The 15,107-nt window shown below is 62.5% G+C and carries 16 protein-coding genes; 10 read left to right on the top strand and 6 right to left on the bottom strand.

What is annotated here, in order from left to right; all coding sequences use genetic code 11:
* Positions 1–25: 25 nt before the first annotated feature.
* Positions 26–247, top strand: a complete 222-nt coding sequence (locus ACQ4MS_RS04910; protein ID WP_092131784.1) for a hypothetical protein — start codon at positions 26–28, stop codon at positions 245–247.
* A 209-nt stretch (positions 248–456) separates the two neighbouring features.
* On the opposite strand, the gene ACQ4MS_RS04905 is transcribed toward ACQ4MS_RS04910, so the two are convergent.
* Entirely contained in the window at positions 457–1,248 is a 792-nt protein-coding gene (locus ACQ4MS_RS04905) for an IclR family transcriptional regulator (protein ID WP_431098102.1), read from the bottom strand.
* 132 nt (positions 1,249–1,380) lie between these two features.
* Between ACQ4MS_RS04905 and ACQ4MS_RS04900 the strand changes: the two genes are divergently transcribed.
* The 6 genes from ACQ4MS_RS04900 to ACQ4MS_RS04875 all read left to right on the top strand — a co-directional run bounded on the left by ACQ4MS_RS04900 (position 1,381) and on the right by ACQ4MS_RS04875 (position 8,392).
* A complete protein-coding gene (locus ACQ4MS_RS04900; RefSeq protein WP_431098100.1) occupies positions 1,381–2,091 on the top strand; it encodes a 3-oxoacid CoA-transferase subunit A in 711 nt (236 codons plus the stop codon).
* Positions 2,088–2,729 (top strand): 3-oxoacid CoA-transferase subunit B, encoded by a 642-nt coding sequence (locus ACQ4MS_RS04895; RefSeq protein ID WP_431098098.1) that lies wholly within the window; start codon positions 2,088–2,090, stop codon positions 2,727–2,729. The genes ACQ4MS_RS04900 and ACQ4MS_RS04895 overlap by 4 nt, the downstream gene beginning before the upstream one ends.
* Before the next feature lie 27 nt (positions 2,730–2,756).
* The gene (gene pcaF, locus ACQ4MS_RS04890; RefSeq protein ID WP_431098096.1) at positions 2,757–3,959 is read left to right on the top strand and encodes a 3-oxoadipyl-CoA thiolase; all 1,203 of its coding nucleotides are present in this window, start codon (positions 2,757–2,759) and stop codon (positions 3,957–3,959) included.
* A gap of 177 nt (positions 3,960–4,136) precedes the next feature.
* A complete protein-coding gene (locus tag ACQ4MS_RS04885) occupies positions 4,137–4,892 on the top strand; it encodes a sulfite exporter TauE/SafE family protein (RefSeq protein ID WP_431098094.1) in 756 nt (251 codons plus the stop codon).
* Between the two features lie 210 nt (positions 4,893–5,102).
* The gene (locus tag ACQ4MS_RS04880) at positions 5,103–5,993 is read left to right on the top strand and encodes an adenylate/guanylate cyclase domain-containing protein (RefSeq protein ID WP_431098092.1); all 891 of its coding nucleotides are present in this window, start codon (positions 5,103–5,105) and stop codon (positions 5,991–5,993) included.
* Positions 5,994–6,139: 146 nt separating this feature from the next.
* Positions 6,140–8,392: a protein kinase domain-containing protein gene (locus tag ACQ4MS_RS04875; RefSeq protein ID WP_431098090.1), complete on the top strand. Its 2,253-nt coding sequence runs from the start codon at positions 6,140–6,142 to the stop codon at positions 8,390–8,392.
* Between the two features lie 78 nt (positions 8,393–8,470).
* Here ACQ4MS_RS04875 and kefC read toward each other — a convergent pair whose 3' ends face one another.
* Positions 8,471–10,309: a glutathione-regulated potassium-efflux system protein KefC gene (kefC, locus tag ACQ4MS_RS04870; protein ID WP_431098088.1), complete on the bottom strand. Its 1,839-nt coding sequence runs from the start codon at positions 10,307–10,309 to the stop codon at positions 8,471–8,473.
* A 2-nt stretch (positions 10,310–10,311) separates the two neighbouring features.
* The gene (locus ACQ4MS_RS04865) at positions 10,312–11,070 is read right to left on the bottom strand and encodes an NAD(P)H-dependent oxidoreductase (protein ID WP_431098087.1); all 759 of its coding nucleotides are present in this window, start codon (positions 11,068–11,070) and stop codon (positions 10,312–10,314) included.
* A 66-nt stretch (positions 11,071–11,136) separates the two neighbouring features.
* Between ACQ4MS_RS04865 and ACQ4MS_RS04860 the strand changes: the two genes are divergently transcribed.
* Both ACQ4MS_RS04860 and ACQ4MS_RS04855 read left to right on the top strand, forming a co-directional pair.
* Positions 11,137–11,754, top strand: a complete 618-nt coding sequence (locus ACQ4MS_RS04860) for an AAA family ATPase (RefSeq protein ID WP_431098086.1) — start codon at positions 11,137–11,139, stop codon at positions 11,752–11,754.
* Between the two features lie 71 nt (positions 11,755–11,825).
* The gene (locus ACQ4MS_RS04855; RefSeq protein WP_431098085.1) at positions 11,826–12,281 is read left to right on the top strand and encodes a MaoC family dehydratase; all 456 of its coding nucleotides are present in this window, start codon (positions 11,826–11,828) and stop codon (positions 12,279–12,281) included.
* A gap of 21 nt (positions 12,282–12,302) precedes the next feature.
* Here the strand turns inward: ACQ4MS_RS04855 and ACQ4MS_RS04850 are convergent, their stop codons facing one another.
* From ACQ4MS_RS04850 to ACQ4MS_RS04840, 3 genes are all read right to left on the bottom strand, one after another.
* Positions 12,303–12,623 (bottom strand): hypothetical protein, encoded by a 321-nt coding sequence (locus ACQ4MS_RS04850; RefSeq protein ID WP_431098083.1) that lies wholly within the window; start codon positions 12,621–12,623, stop codon positions 12,303–12,305.
* Between the two features lie 190 nt (positions 12,624–12,813).
* Positions 12,814–13,287 carry a tRNA (uridine(34)/cytosine(34)/5-carboxymethylaminomethyluridine(34)-2'-O)-methyltransferase TrmL gene (gene trmL / locus ACQ4MS_RS04845; protein ID WP_431098082.1) on the bottom strand — a complete coding sequence of 158 codons (474 nt, stop codon included), beginning with the start codon at positions 13,285–13,287 and terminating at the stop codon, positions 12,814–12,816.
* A 55-nt stretch (positions 13,288–13,342) separates the two neighbouring features.
* Positions 13,343–13,924 (bottom strand): ComF family protein, encoded by a 582-nt coding sequence (locus ACQ4MS_RS04840; RefSeq protein WP_431098080.1) that lies wholly within the window; start codon positions 13,922–13,924, stop codon positions 13,343–13,345.
* A gap of 257 nt (positions 13,925–14,181) precedes the next feature.
* Here ACQ4MS_RS04840 and ACQ4MS_RS04835 point away from each other — a divergent pair, with 257 nt between their 5' ends.
* Positions 14,182–15,084, top strand: coding sequence for a biotin synthase (locus ACQ4MS_RS04835; protein WP_431098079.1), 903 nt, complete (start codon positions 14,182–14,184; stop codon positions 15,082–15,084).
* Positions 15,085–15,107: the final 23 nt, after the last annotated feature.

The following is a 15,107-nucleotide window of genomic DNA, read 5'->3' as shown; positions in this document are numbered from 1 at the left end:
CAAGCCCGGCGAGGAGATTTTTCACATGAACGCAGCACGCATTACAGGCATTGTCCTGATCGTTTTGGGCCTGGCCGGTTTTTTCACTGGCGGCTTCAGCTTCACCAAGGACACGACGGCAGCCAAGCTGGGCCCGATCCAGCTGACGGTAAAAGAAAAAGAATCGGTCAACATTCCGCAGTGGCTGAGCCTGGGCGCTGTCGTTTTGGGTGCCGTCGTCCTCGTCGTCGGCTTCAAGAAGTCATAACCCCAGGCTCCGCCCCAAACCAGCAGGGGCCGCGGGACTGGCTTTGCCAGACCGCAGGCGCCGTCCCCTTGAGGGGAGAACAAGCTACACGAAGTGAGCTTGGACAGGGGCGGTCCTATTTCACCGCGGGACTGGCTTCGCCAGACCTCAGGCGCCGTCCCCTTGAGGGGAGGACAGGCTACACGCAGTGAGCCTGGACAGGGGTGTAGCTAGACCAACATGCGGGAGATCGCATGCGCCGCCTCCAGCAGCTGCGGCAGCATGGTTTCCTGCATCGCCTTGGCGCTGGTGCGGTTGGCCTGGCCGCTGATGTTGAGGGCTGCCACCGTCTGTCCGGCCCGGTTGGTGATGGGCGCCGCCATCGACACCAGCCCTTCTTCCAGCTCCTGATTGACCAGCGACCAGCCCTGCTTGCGCGCCTGCGCGATCCTGGCCATCAGCTCTTTCACGTCAGTCACGGTGTACTTGGTGCGGGCTGTGAGTTCGGAGGCATGCAGGCATTTCATGGCCTCTGCCTCGGGCAGGGCCGACAACAGCATGCGTCCCATCGATGTGCAATAGGCCGGCAGGCGCGAGCCCACCCCCAGGCTGATGCTCATGATTTTGTGTGTGGGCACGCGCAGCACATAGACGATGTCTGTGCCATCCAGCACCGCGGCCGAGCATGACTCTTTGACCTCGCCAACCAGTGCTTCCATCACCGGCTCGGCCAGGTTCCAGATCGGCATGGAGGAGAGGTAGGCAAAGCCCAGGTCCAGGATCCGCGGCGTCAGGTTGAATAGTCTGCCGTCGCTGTGGACATAGCCCAGCGTTTCCAGTGTGAGCAAAATGCGGCGCGCACCTGCACGCGTTAGGCCGCTGCGTGCAGCGACCTCCGTGAGGGTCTGGCGCGGCGCCTCTGCGCTGAAGCAGCGGATGACCTCCAGCCCGCGCGCGAACGACTGTACATAACCGTCGCCCGGTTTGGGACTCGATGCGGGGGTGGCTGCGGTGTTTGCCATGGAACGCAAAATCTCCTAAAATTCATTATACGAACTATTGTTCTTATATCGAACAAATTTTCACGACACATTGCTGTGATGCAGCGGGCCAGTCAGGCCTGCCACCAAGGCCGTCGTGCAGGAGACTATTGGATGATCAACAAGATTGCCGCTTCGGTGGCGGAAGCGCTTGCCGGCATAAAGGACGGCTCCACCGTGCTGATCGGCGGCTTCGGCACGGCCGGGATTCCCAATGAGCTGATTGACGGCCTGATCGAACAGGGCGCCAAGGACCTGACCGTCGTCAATAACAACGCAGGCAACGGTGAGACGGGCCTTGCTGCGCTGCTCAAGACAGGCCGGGTGCGCAAGATCGTGTGCAGCTTTCCGCGCCAGGCTGATAGCCAGATTTTTGATGGCCTGTACCGCAGCGGCAAGCTGGAGCTGGAACTGGTGCCCCAAGGTAACCTGGCCGAACGTATCCGTGCGGCGGGCGCCGGTATAGGCGCATTCTTTTGCCCGACCGGCTTCGGGACCGAGCTCGCGGGCAAGCGCGAGACGCGGGAAATCAACGGGAAGCAATACGTGCTGGAGTACCCGATCCACGGTGACGTGGCTTTTGTGAAAGCCGAGCGTGGCGACCGCTGGGGCAACCTGACCTACCGTATGGCCGCGCGCAATTTCGGCCCGGTCATGGCAACAGCCGCGAAAAAAACCATTGCCACAGTGCACGAGATCGCCGAGCTCGGCACGCTGGATCCCGAAACCATCGTCACGCCGGGTATCTTTGTGCAGCATGTGGTGAAGATTGACCGGGTCGCCACGCAAGCCGGCGGCTTCAAAAAAACAGGAGTTACGGCATGACTTACCAACGCCGCACCAAGGACCAACTCGCCGCCCGTGTCGCGCAGGATATTTTTGACGGCGCGGTTGTCAATCTCGGCATCGGCCAGCCCACGCTGGTGGCCAACCACTTGCCGGCCGGCCGCGAAGTCATCCTGCAAAGCGAAAACGGCATCCTCGGCATGGGCCCCGCGCCAGCGGCAGGCGCCGAAGACTATGACCTGATCAATGCCGGCAAACAGCCGGTGACCTTACTGGCAGGCGGCTCCTTCTTCCACCACGCCGACAGCTTTGCGATGATGCGCGGCGGCCATCTGGACATCTGCGTGCTGGGCGCCTTCCAGGTTTCAGCCACCGGAGACCTGGCCAACTGGAGCACCGGCGAAGGGGGCGCCATACCGGCCGTAGGCGGAGCCATGGACCTCGCCATCGGCGCCAAGCAAACCTGGGTCATGATGGATCTGCTGACCAAGCAGGGCACAAGCAAGCTGGTCGGCAAATGCACGTACCCGCTCACTGGTATTGGCTGCGTCAAACGGGTGTATTCCGACATCGCCACGCTGGAATGCACGCCCGGCGGGCTCAAGCTGGTCGACACGGTCGAAGGCCTCAGCCACGCCGAGCTTGAAAAACTGGTCGGCCTGCCGATCGCCGCCTGACAACTTTTTTGGAAAAAGACACACGACATGACTGACGCTTTCATTTGCGATGCCATCCGTACTCCGTTCGGCCGTTACGGCGGTGCCCTGAGCAGCGTGCGCGCTGACGACCTTGGCGCGATTCCGCTCAAAGCGCTGATGGCACGCAATCCCAAGGTTGACTGGCAGGCGGTGACCGACGTCATCTACGGCTGTGCCAATCAGGCCGGTGAGGACAACCGCAACGTCGCGCGCATGGCTGCTTTGCTGGCCGGCCTGCCAATGGATGTGCCGGGCGCCACCATCAATCGCCTGTGCGGTTCGGGCCTGGACGCACTCGGCACTGCCGCGCGCGCCATCAAGTCGGGCGAAGCCACCTTGATGATTGCCGGCGGCGTCGAAAGCATGAGCCGCGCACCCTTCGTGATGCCCAAAGCCGAGAGCGCCTTCAGCCGCGCCAATGCGGTTTACGACACGACCATCGGCTGGCGCTTCATCAACAAGCTGATGAAGGAAAAATACGGCGTGGACGCCATGCCCGAGACCGCCGAGAACGTCGCCACTGACTACAAGATCAGCCGTGAAGACCAGGACAAGATGGCGCTGGCCAGCCAGCTCAAGGCCGTGGCTGCGCAAAAAACCGGTTACTTTGACGCTGAAATCACGCCCGTGACGATTGCCCAGAAAAAGGGCGACCCTATTGTGGTGAGCAAGGACGAGCATCCACGCGAAACCTCGCTTGAGGCACTGGGCAAGCTCAAAGGCGTGGTGCGTCCCGACGGCACGGTGACCGCCGGCAACGCCAGCGGCGTGAACGACGGCGCCTGCGCGCTGCTGTTGGCCGATGCGGCCACCGCCGCAAAGAATGGCCTCACGCCGAAAGCGCGAGTGGTTGGCATGGCAACCGCCGGCGTCGCGCCGCGCATCATGGGCATCGGCCCCGCGCCTGCCACGCAAAAAGTACTGGCGCTCACCGGCCTGACCATCGAACAGATGGACGTGATCGAGCTCAACGAAGCTTTTGCCGCACAAGGCCTGGCTGTGTTGCGCCTGCTTGGCGTGCAGGACGACGACCCACGCGTCAACCCCAATGGTGGAGCGATTGCCCTCGGCCACCCGCTCGGCGCCTCAGGTGCACGCCTGGCCACCACGGCGGTCAACCAGTTGCACAAGAGCGGGGGCCGCTATGCACTGGCCACCATGTGCATCGGCGTGGGCCAGGGCATCGCGGTGATTCTGGAACGCGTCTAGGCGGGTCGATGGCCAACGCTCTTTGCGTGCTGTATGCCCGCAAAGACACAGATGTACAGAAATAGCCATTCCAGGAATGGCCTGTGGTGAAATACATGCCGGCAGCCAGACTGCTATTGTTTTTATAGCTGCTTGCGCAGACTCTGCTTGGGCAGAAGGCACTTTCGCTCTAAATTCATGAATTTCCCACTGATCACCGATCCCTTCTTCTATGCCGTGGCGATTCCTGCCGTGCTGATGCTGGGCATCAGCAAAAGCGGATTTGGTGCGGGTTTCGGCTCACTGGCAGTGCCGGTGATGGCATTGGCCGTCACGGTGCCACAGGCGGCTGCCATCCTGATGCCCGTGCTTCTGCTGATGGACCTGCTCGGATTGGCGGCTTTTCGCAGGGATTTCGACATCAGGTTCCTGAAATTCCTGATCCCTTTTGGCCTGGCCGGCACTCTGGTGGGTGCGCTGCTGTTCAAGGTTCTGGACGCCAGGATGGTGGCGGGCATCGTGGGAATATTCACGCTGTTGTTTTTGGCGCAGCGCCTCCTCTTTCCGCCCAAGCCCGACAGCCCGCCGCCGCCCAGGTGGCTTGGCGCCATCCTGACGGTGACTTCGGGTTTCACCAGCTTTGTCTCCCACGCGGGGGGACCGCCGCTGAGTGCTTACGTGATCCCCATGCGCTTGAGCCCGGTCAAGTTCACCGCCACCATGGCGGCTTTCTTTTTTGTCATCAACCTCTCCAAGTGGGTCCCCTATGCCTGGCTGGGGCTGCTGGATCTGCGCAACATGGCGACGTCGCTGGCTCTGTTGCCGCTGGCGCCGCTGGGGGTATGGATAGGCGTTCGTATGGCGCGCAGCATCAGTCCCGTGCTGTTCTACCGGCTGCTGTACGCCGGCATGCTGCTGACAGGCTGCAAGTTGATCTGGGATGGTTTCCACTGAAATCCGGGGTCGGCCACGGCGGGCCTTCTTTCTTTTCACGCGGCGCCTTACTGGTATTTTCCTGCCTCGTCTACTGCCGCCGGGTGAAGCCGCGTGTTTCGGTAGGGCTCTTGCCGGGACCCGGGACTTTTACCGTCCTCCGCGCTGCGAATTTCTGTAAGAATCTCCTGCATGACCATCAGAAGCACGCGCTGCGGCTAACGCCCCTCCATGACCACAGTCGTGTTTGCTGATCTTGTGGGCAGCACCAGCATGTTTGAACGGCTGGGCGATGAAACGGCATCACACTTTGTGACCCAGCTCATCGGCGTCCTGAGCCAGGTTTTCCAGCAGCACCAGGGCCGGGTGGTGAAGTTGCTGGGTGACGGCCTCTTCGTGGTGTTCCCCCACGAGGGGGACGCGCTGTCGGCCTGCATCAGCATCCAGAAACGCCTCCAGGAAAAACCGATCAGACCGGGCGGCAGCGGCGCCCCTGTACAAATGCAGATGGGTATCGAGTCGGGTGAAGTGGTTGAAATCGACGGCGACTGTTTCGGTGATACGGTCAATTCCGCTGCCCGGCTTGCAGACCTTGCGGGTGCCGCCCAGATCCTCACGACTGAAAATGTCTGGGCCGCGCTGCTGCCGGTCCAGAAGGCATCCCTGCGCAGCATGGGCCCCATGTACCTGCGGGGCAGGGCCGAAGCCAGCCATGTGTACCGGGTGGAATGGCAGGCCGGCCGTGACGAGGACGCCACGATGGCCGGGCGCTCGATGTTTTCCTCGCCCAGCCAGGCGTTTCTGGAACTCACATTTGCGGAGCAGACGGTCCGGCTGGATGCCAAGAGCAGCAAGCTGGCATTGGGCCGGGCGGCCGACGCGGCACTGACGCTCAATGACCCCCGTGTCTCGCGCACGCACGCCACGCTGGAATGGCGCGGCGGGCATTTTGTATTGACCGACGCCTCCAGCTACGGCACCTGGGTGTACCTGGGCAACCAGAGCGAAGCTGTGGTGCTCCGCCGCACCGAGTGCTACCTGGTCGGTAGCGGGCAGATTGTGCCGGGTTGTGACCGGACTGATGAAAACGCCCCGCTGGTCTCGTTTTCGATCAGGACTTGAGCCGCAAGGGCCAAGGCCAGAGCCCGGACTTTCAAGGCTTTCTGTCTCTGCATGATGCAAGCTAGAATCGATTTTTGTTTCAAGACGTAGCCGGATTTCAGGGCCGCATCAGGGCTCCCGCCGGTTTCGCCCATTTTCATTCCTTCATGAGTCTCAAGAAGCTTGGCCGTTACGATCTCATCCGCGTCCTCGGCAAGGGGGCGATGGGGCTGGTGTATGAAGGGCGCGACCCCAATCTGGACCGCCGCGTGGCGATCAAGACCATCAAGGTCGAGAACCTCTCGGAAGAGGCGGCTGCGGAATACGAAGTGCGCTTCCGTACGGAGGCCCGGTCTGCAGCACGCCTGCAGCATCCCCATATCGTCAGCGTCTATGACTCCGACCGCGACGGCGACATCGCCTTCCTGGTCATGGAATTCATCGCTGGCGACGACCTCAAACACCACCTGGACAAGGGCGACCTCTATACCCTGGAGCAGACGCTGGGCATCATGGGCGACCTGCTGTCGGCGCTCGAGTACGCCCACAGGCAAAGCATCGTCCACCGCGACATTAAACCGGCCAACCTGCTGATTGAGACCAGCGGGCGCGTCAAGCTCACCGATTTCGGCGTCGCGCGCATCCAGGATTCCGGCGAAGCTACCCGTACGCAGGGTTCCATGGTGGGCACGCTCAAGTACATGTCGCCCGAGCAGGTGCAGGGCCGCCCGATTGATGCCCGGGCCGACCTGTTTGCGGCCGGCATTGTGCTGTACCAGCTGCTCACCGGTAAACGGCCGTTTGACGGCGACACGGACTTCGCCACCATCCAGCAGATTGTGGGTCATACGCCCGTCATGCCCAGTGCATTCAATGCCCAGTTGCCTGCCGCGCTGGATGCGGTGGTGGCCAAAGCCCTTGCCAAATCACGCGAGCAGCGTTATGCCAGCGCGCAGGAATTCCTTGCCGCATTGCAGCTCGCAGCACGCGAAGCTCCCGATACCTCGGTGGTGCCGCCGGCTGTGGCACCCGGGCCCGGCAGCAATTCAACCTGGACATCCACCATGCTGTCTGGCGAAGCGTTGGTAGACCAGCCCTCGGGCACCAGCGCCAATATCTCGGTAGTAACGCAAGAGCTTGAACTGGTTTATTGGAAAGACATCAAGGAGTCGATGGATGTCGAGGACATCCAGGGCTTCCTGGCGAAGTTTCCGTCTGGCATATACGCCGACCTGGCGCGCCGCCGCCTCAAAAAGCTCGGTATGCCTGGCGGCGAGGACTCGGACATCGGCCGGCGTCTGGGCACTGGCACGCTGGTTGTCCCGCGTCCCGGCACGCAGCCGGGCCAGCCGGCCCCCGCGGCAAATGCGCCGACCCCGGGGACAGGTACCAATGCCGAGATGGCCTGGAAATCTCTGGAAGAGGCTGCTGCCAATACCCCTGTGCCGCCTTATGTGCCGGCGAAGCCCGCTGCTGACGACCCGGATGCCACGCGCCTGGGCGCGCCGGTGATGGCGGTAGCGGTGGAGGCCGGCCAGGACGATCATGAGTCATCTACCGACTGGCCGGAAACCGTGTTCAGCGATTCGCCCTTGACCCCGGCCCCATCCAGACCAGCCAGCATGCAGTCCGAAAAGGCCGCGGTAGCTGCGGCAACCGCCACAGCAGTCGTGGCCGCAAACGCAAAAACAAAAGAGCCGAAAGAGTCAAAAGAGTCGAAAGAGTCGAAAGAAGCCGTGCCGCCACAGGTGAAGCCGGCACGAAGGCGCAGCCCCCTGGCCTCGCCCGTTCCGGCAAAGGATTCCGCCCCCGCTCCTCGTTATCTGGTGTGGGGCGTGGCGGGCCTGGTGGCGTTGGCCGCAATTGGCTTCGGATGGAAATCCCTGTCGAGCCGAAGTGCCCCTCCTGCGGCCCCGTCTGCCATGCCGGCTGACGCAGCGGCTGGCACGACAGCAGAGGCGGTACCGGCATCTTTCCCTGCATCTGCCTCTGCGGGCGCTTTGCCGGCCACGGCGGCCACAGCCCCCGCAGCGCAAGCTGCACAGGCGCAGCCTGCAGCCCCGGCTGCTTCGTCGGTGGCAAGGGCCCCCACGCCTGCTGCATCCAGGGCAGCGCTTGCAGCATCGGCCGTTGCCAGGAGGGCCGCGCTGGAAAAAGAACGGCAGGAACGGCAGGCCGCCAAACAGGGCCCGCTCAAACCCGGGGCGGTGGCTTCACCTGCGGCAACCGAGCACCCCGCGACTCCGGCGGCGGTGGCTCCGGCCGGCAATCCGCGTCAAGCCTGCGAAGGCCGCATCCTTCTCGGTTTCCAGACATGCATGTCGGAGCAATGCGCCAAGCCAGCTTTCACCCATCATCCTGTTTGCGTGGAGCGGCGTGCCATGGAGCAACGGCGCCGCGACGAGCTGTCGAACCGGTAATCGCAGCCGGCAGCCGTGCATACGCTATAAAAAGAATAGCAACTCCCGCCCGTTATCAAGGAGTTGGAGTCAGTTTTCTTACTGAAAATCCTGGTTGTGCCATGCTGCAGGCCGGCGCAGCGCCTGTTGCTGCCGTTCCTGGGCGAGTTGTTCTTCAAGCTGCAGGCGCCCCTGCGTCGCCACGGCGATGACCTTGGTGCGGTCTTTGCGGTGCGGATACATGCGTTCGAACAGCTCCAGGTTGTGCTGGCGAAACCGCATGGCGGCCTGGCGCGCCTCATGGGGCGGTTGGCCCAGCAGCTCCAGCACGGTGCGCGCGCTGCGCAGGCTGGACTCGAACACCTCGCGTTCCACTTGCATGACGCCCCGGTCACGCAGTGCGTTCCAGTGCGTCACGTCGCGGGCGCGGGCAACGATCTGCATCTGCGGAAAATGCTCACGCGCCAGGTCGACGATCCTGAGCGACTGCTCCATGTCGTCGACTGAAAGCACCAGGATTTTGGCGGTAGCGGCGCCGGCAGTGCGCAGCAAGTCCAGCCGTGTCGCATCGCCGTAGAACACCCGGTAGCCGAAGGCGCGCACGGTTTCCACCATTTCGGCGTCGTGGTCCAGCACCGTGGCCGGGATGCCCTGGGCCAGCAGCATGCGGCCGACGATCTGGCCGTAGCGGCCGAAGCCGGCGATGATGATGGGCGCAGCCTGTTGTTCGGAGATTTCCTCCAGCTGCGGCGTGTCGCAGCCGGCCCAACGCGGCAGCAGGATTTTGTCGACGGCCACCAGCAGCAGCGGGCTGAGCAGCATGGACAGCGCCACTGCCCCTATCAGCAGTGAAGCGGTTTCGGCGGAAAACACCTTCGCCCCAGCAGCCGCCTGGAACACCACGAAGGCGAATTCGCCGCCCTGCGCCAGCAGCACCGCAAATACCGGGCGCTCCTGAAAAGGCAGCTTCATGAGGCGCGCCAGGCCATAAATCACCACCAGCTTCACTCCCAGAAAGCCGAACAGGATGGCAGCCATGAGGCCGGGCGACTTCCATAGCACGCCGAAATCGATGCTCATGCCCACGGCAATAAAAAAGAGCCCCAGCAGCAGGCCCTTGAAGGGCTCGATGTCGGTTTCGAGTTCGCGCCGGTATTCGCTTTCGGCCAGCAGCACGCCGGCCAGAAAGGCGCCCAGTGCCATCGACAGGCCCACGAATTGCATCAGCGCTGCGATGCTCACCACTAACAGCAAAGAGGCCGCCGTGAAGATCTCCGGCGTGCCGCTGTTGGCGATCCAGCGCAGCAGCGGACGCAGCAAAAGGCGCCCACCCAGGATGATGGCAGCGATGGCTGCTACGATTTTGAGAGCTTCAAGCCAAGTGTTGGCTTGGGCTGCAGCCTCATTTCCTGCAGATACCGCGCCCAGCAAAGGAAGCAGGGCCAGAATCGGAATGGCCGCCACGTCCTGAAACAGCAAAATGGAAAATCCGGCCTGCCCGCTGGAGGTCGGCATCATGTGGCGCTCGCCGATGGCCTGCAGGGCAATCGCGGTGGACGACAGTGCGAGGCCCAAACCGGCTACCAGCGCGATTTGCCAACTGACGCCAAAAGCCATGGCCACACCGGTCAGCAGCACGGCGCAGCCCAGCACCTGTGCGCTGCCCCAGCCGAAGATGGGACGCCGCAAGTTCCACAGGCGCTTGGGTTCGAGTTCGAGGCCGACAAGAAAAAGCATCAGCACCACGCCGAATTCGGCAAAGTGAAGGATGTCTTGCACGTTGGTGACCAGGCCCAGGCCCCAGGGGCCGATGGCGATGCCTGCGGCGAGGTAGCCGATGATGGAGCCGAGGCCGAGTTTTTTGGCCAGGGGTACTGCGATGACCGCAGCGGCTAGATAGATAAGGCTGTTAGTCAGCCAGGCGGGTGCATGCTCCATGGTTATAGGGCCCCCACGCTGTTCACTTCGTGTAAGGCGCTGCCCCCCGAGGGGGTTAATTTTCCTTGGGGCGGCCCGGCGGAAAATTCGCTCCCATCGTCGTTTGCCACAGACCGGTCTCGCATCGGCACCACACACGCGGCGCATTGTTCCAGGTCTTCCAGCTCAGGCCAGTCGGGATAGCTTTGCAAGCGCTGGCTGAAGGTTTCGACATGGCTGACCACGGTTTGCCTGTCGACGGTGTGGGCACCGTGCAGCATCAGCGGTGGCAGGAACCGCATGCCACACAGGGCCGCCGTCTGTTCGTAAGGAGGAAGGAAGGCATCAAAGAAATAGCGGTTGTAGCCTTGCGGGTGGTAGGACTCCTCGGGACCACCGGTAGTGGCTACCAGCCAGAGATCTTTGCCCTCCAGCGCCCGGCCCCGGGCTTCTTCACCTCCGCCGTAGGCCCAGCCGTAGGTGAGCACATCATCGAGCCAGAGTTTTTGCAGCGGCGGCATCGAATACCACTGGATGGGGTGCACCAGGACTACCAGCCGGGCGCGTTCAAGGGCGGCCTGTTCCCGCTGAACGTCGATGGCATAGTCGGGATAGCTGGAGTAGAGATCTTGCACCTGCACGCGCGGCAGGGCCTTGGCGGCCTCCATCAGCGGGCGGTTGACCCGGGATTCACGCCACGCTGGGTGGGCAGCAATGACATAAATGTCAGGGTTTGCCACATCGTCTGTGGTCTTATGAGTGGTTGTGAGAACTGTGTCCATGCCGTTACCATAGCGGAAAAGCAAGAGCAAGATCAGGGCTCTTCCCTGAACACCGAGGAGATTCGCATGCCCGTGGTTGTGATCGCCAATCCGAAGGGGGGCGTCGGCAAGACGACGCTGGCCACCAATGTTGCCGGCTACTACGCCAGCAAAGGCCATTCGGTCATGCTGGGAGACGCCGACCGGCAACAGTCTTCACGGCTGTGGCTGGGTCTGCGTCCGCCGGCCGCCCGCCCGATCGCCACCTGGGATGTGAACGCCGACCTGATCGTCAGACCCCCCAAGGGCACGACGCATGTGGTGCTCGACACGCCGGGCGGGCTGCACGGCTGGCGCTTCAACGATGTTTTAAAGCTCGCCGACAAAGTCATCGTGCCGCTGCAACCCAGCGTCTTCGACATCTTTGCCACCCGCACTTTTCTGGACCAACTGGCCGAGCACAAGCATGCCGGCAAGATGCAGGTCGGCATTGTCGGCATGCGCGTGGATTCGCGCACGATTGCCGCCGACAAGCTGCGCGGGTTCGTCGAAGGCCTGGGCCTGCCGGTGCTGGGCTACCTGCGCGACACGCAAAACTACATCCATCTGGCGGCCCGCGGCCTGACCGTGTTTGACGTGGCTCCGAGCCGGGTTGAAAAAGACATGGAACAGTGGCAAGGCATTTGCCAGTGGCTGGACCGCTGAACTTTTGAGCGCCGCGCCGGTTTGTCGCTGAGCCGACATGCCCTGCTCATCCGTGCCGCTACAGTGGCGGAATGAAAACTTTTGAAACCCTGGCTGACGTGGCAGCCTGCATCGGCCAGGAAGTCGCCGTGAGCGACTGGATCACCATCACGCAGCAGCAGGTCAATCTGTTTGCCGAGGCCACGGGTGATCATCAGTGGATTCATGTCGACGTCGAAAAAGCGGCGGCCGGCCCGTTTGGCGGGCCCATTGCCCACGGCTTCCTGACGCTGTCGCTGCTTCCGCGTTTTTTTGAGTCGTCGTTTGAGATCACCGGCTCGCGCATGGGCGTGAACTATGGCCTCAATAAAGTGCGCTTCACCTCGCCTGTGCCGGTGGGCAGCCGCCTGCGCGCGCGCATGAAGCTGCTGGCCGCCGAAGCGATTGCCAATGACGGGATGCAAATGACTTGGGAAGTGACGGTAGAACGTGAGGGGTCAGCCAAGCCGGTATGCGTCGCCGAGTCACTGGTACGGCGCTACCCCTGAACGCTTTGATGGCCGCTGGATCTAGATGCGCGTCAGCTGGCTGGCCGGCAGCCAGCCTTCAAAAACCCCGATCAGGCCGTTGATGCGTTCAGCCGCTTCGGTCTGGGTATGCGCATGCGCGATGCATTGGTGCAGGTCGCTGCGCAGCAACCACAGGTCGGAAGGGGTTTTGGCGAGGTTGATCTTGTAGATCACCCGCGGGGTGCGTGGATCTTCGCAATCATGCAGGAGGCTGCGCAGACTTTCCTGAATCTGCTCGATGGAAAGCCGGTTGACGGTTCTGGCGGGGCTGGACGCACGGGACGTGCTGCTGCCGAAAATACGCTGGATGACCATATTCACTGTGTTTTCCTTCCAGTCTTGTGGACTGGGCGGTGGGGAAGGGATAACGCAGGGAAAGGCCGGGTATGGCAATCCGCACGTTCGGGGCCTGCAACAAGAACTTTAGGCTTGAAGCATTAAAGTATAGGGTTTTCACCTAGGCATTGACAAGCCGGGGCGTGCCGAAAGGCGGCAAAAGCGGACTTATGTCTCACCCGGGCGATCCTGCAAACCCGTTTTGCCGCCAGGCCTCAAACACGGTAACGGCCACGGTATTGGAGAGGTTCAGGCTACGCTGGCCCGCCAGCATGGGAACCTTGAGGCGCTGCTGTGGCGCAAAGGATTCACGTAACTCTGGCGCCAGGCCGCGGGTTTCGGCGCCGAAAACCAGCCAGTCGCCCGGCAGGAAGCGCGCGTCGTAGACACTGCCGGATCCGTGCGTGGTCATGGCAAAGAGCCTGTCAGAGGGCGGTTGCTCACTTTCAAGGAAGGCTTGCCAGCTGACATGCCGCAGCACCTGGGCGTACTCGTGGTAATCGAGCCCCGCCCGGCGCATGTGTTTGTCGTCCATCGAAAACCCCAGCGGTTCTACCAGGTGAAGCCGGCAGCCGGTATTGGCCGCCAGCCGGATGACGTTACCGGTGTTGGGAGGGATTTCGGGTTCGACCAGAACAATATTGAACATGACTGGATTGTCGTGCGGCCCGCCGTCATCCAGCGATAAAAAAGCCAGCCGGGGGCTATTGCTGCGTTCGGGCGAGGACGAGGGCCGTAATATGCGCAGCACCCGCATCCCGCAAAACCTGCGCGGCGGTGTGAAGCGAAGCGCCGCTCGTCATCACGTCGTCCACCAGCACCACACGCCGGCCTTGCAATTGAGCTGCGCGCAGCGGGTCGACCTGAAAGGCACCTTTGACATTGGCCAGCCGGTCTTTGCGTTTGAGCTGGCTTTGCGGGCGTGTGTGTTTTACCCGCAAGAGCAGTTGGGCATCGACATGCGCTTGTGTTTTTGCCTGTCGGGCCAGCGCAATGCACAGTGCCCATGCCTGGTTGAACCCCCGAGCCTGCAGGCGCTGTGTTGACAGCGGCATCGGAGCGATCCAGTCACAAGAATCCAGCCCGCCCAAGAGCTCGGTCACACCGGGCGGCTGGAGCATCAGGCCGGCAAAAAAAGCGGCCCAGCCGTGTTGTTCACCGAATTTATAACCCGCAATCAGGGTGGACCAGGGGTAGGCATAGTGCACAGCGGCAAAGGCGCCGTCCAGCGGCGGTGGACGGCTGACACAGGCGCCGCACAGCTGTGGACCGGTCCGCAGACCCATGGACAGATCGCCAGGCAGGGAGAGCGCGCAACGACTGCAACGGGGCAGGGTAGCGGCGAAACGGGTTACACATGCCTCGCATACCTGGCGCGCCGGCCAGCTTCGGCATACAGCGCACTGGCTGGCAACGCTATGGAAAAGGCTGAGGCCGGGCAGGCGAGGCAGCCCGGCGGCAGAAACAAGCAGGCGATTGAACACCGTGTCAATATACTCGCGTACTTTCCCCGCCCACTTTCAGCGAGCCCGTCGCGCCCTTCATGCCCTCCACACAGCGCCCACCTACGCTCGATCCGATTGCCGTCGGCCGTTGGAATCGCACCGCGCCCCTGGCATCACCATGGCTTCATGAAGAGGTGGCAGGGCGCATGATGGACCGGTTGCAGTGGATCAAGCTGCAGCCGCGCACCTGGGTGCATTGGGGAGCGCTGCGCGGGGGGGTGAAGGCGCACGCGGAACTGACCAAAATCTACCAAAACGCCAAGTGTTTTGTGCATGAGGCCGGCGCTGAACGTGCGCAAGAAGCTATTAAAAAGATAGCAAATTCCTGGTGGAGTCCCCGGCGATGGACTGCAGCCCCGGTGCGCTTTGAGGCGCCGCCGCCAGGAAGTGCCGACATGCTGTGGGCCAACATGGCGCTGCATGAGTCTGCTGATCCGCAAGCCCTGCTTGCGCAATGGCACCAGACGCTGAAGGTGGGTGGCTTCCTGATGTTTTCATGCCTCGGCCCGGACACCGCGAAAGAACTGCGCGATGTGTACAGACAGCTGGGATGGCCCCCCGCTGGGCATGAATTGACCGATATGCACGACTGGGGCGATATGCTCGTGCAGGCGGGATTTGCCGAGCCCGTGATGGACATGGAGCGCATCACGTTGACCTACGTGACAGCGGCACGGCTGCTGGAGGATCTCCGGGAGCTGGGGCGCAATTTCCATCCCGCAAGGTTTCCGGCCCTGCGGGGGCGGGCCTGGAAGGCGCGGCTTGAAAGTGCGATGTCCCGCCACCTGATAAAAGGCGAAGACGGGCGGCTGTCCCTCACCTTTGAAGTCATCTACGGCCATGCACTGAAAGCAGCGCCCAGGATCAAAGTCAGCACGCTGAGTGCTGTGTCCGTGGCCGACATGCGCAGCATGCTGCAGGGCGAGCGATCCGGCACCTGAGGCGCCGGGTGTTGCGCTGGCGC

This window comes from Polaromonas aquatica (assembly GCF_050626995.1).
GTDB lineage: Bacteria > Pseudomonadota > Gammaproteobacteria > Burkholderiales > Burkholderiaceae_C > Polaromonas > Polaromonas aquatica_A.
Note: the sequence above shows the minus strand (reverse complement) of the source record. Positions and strands in the feature narration are given on the sequence as shown.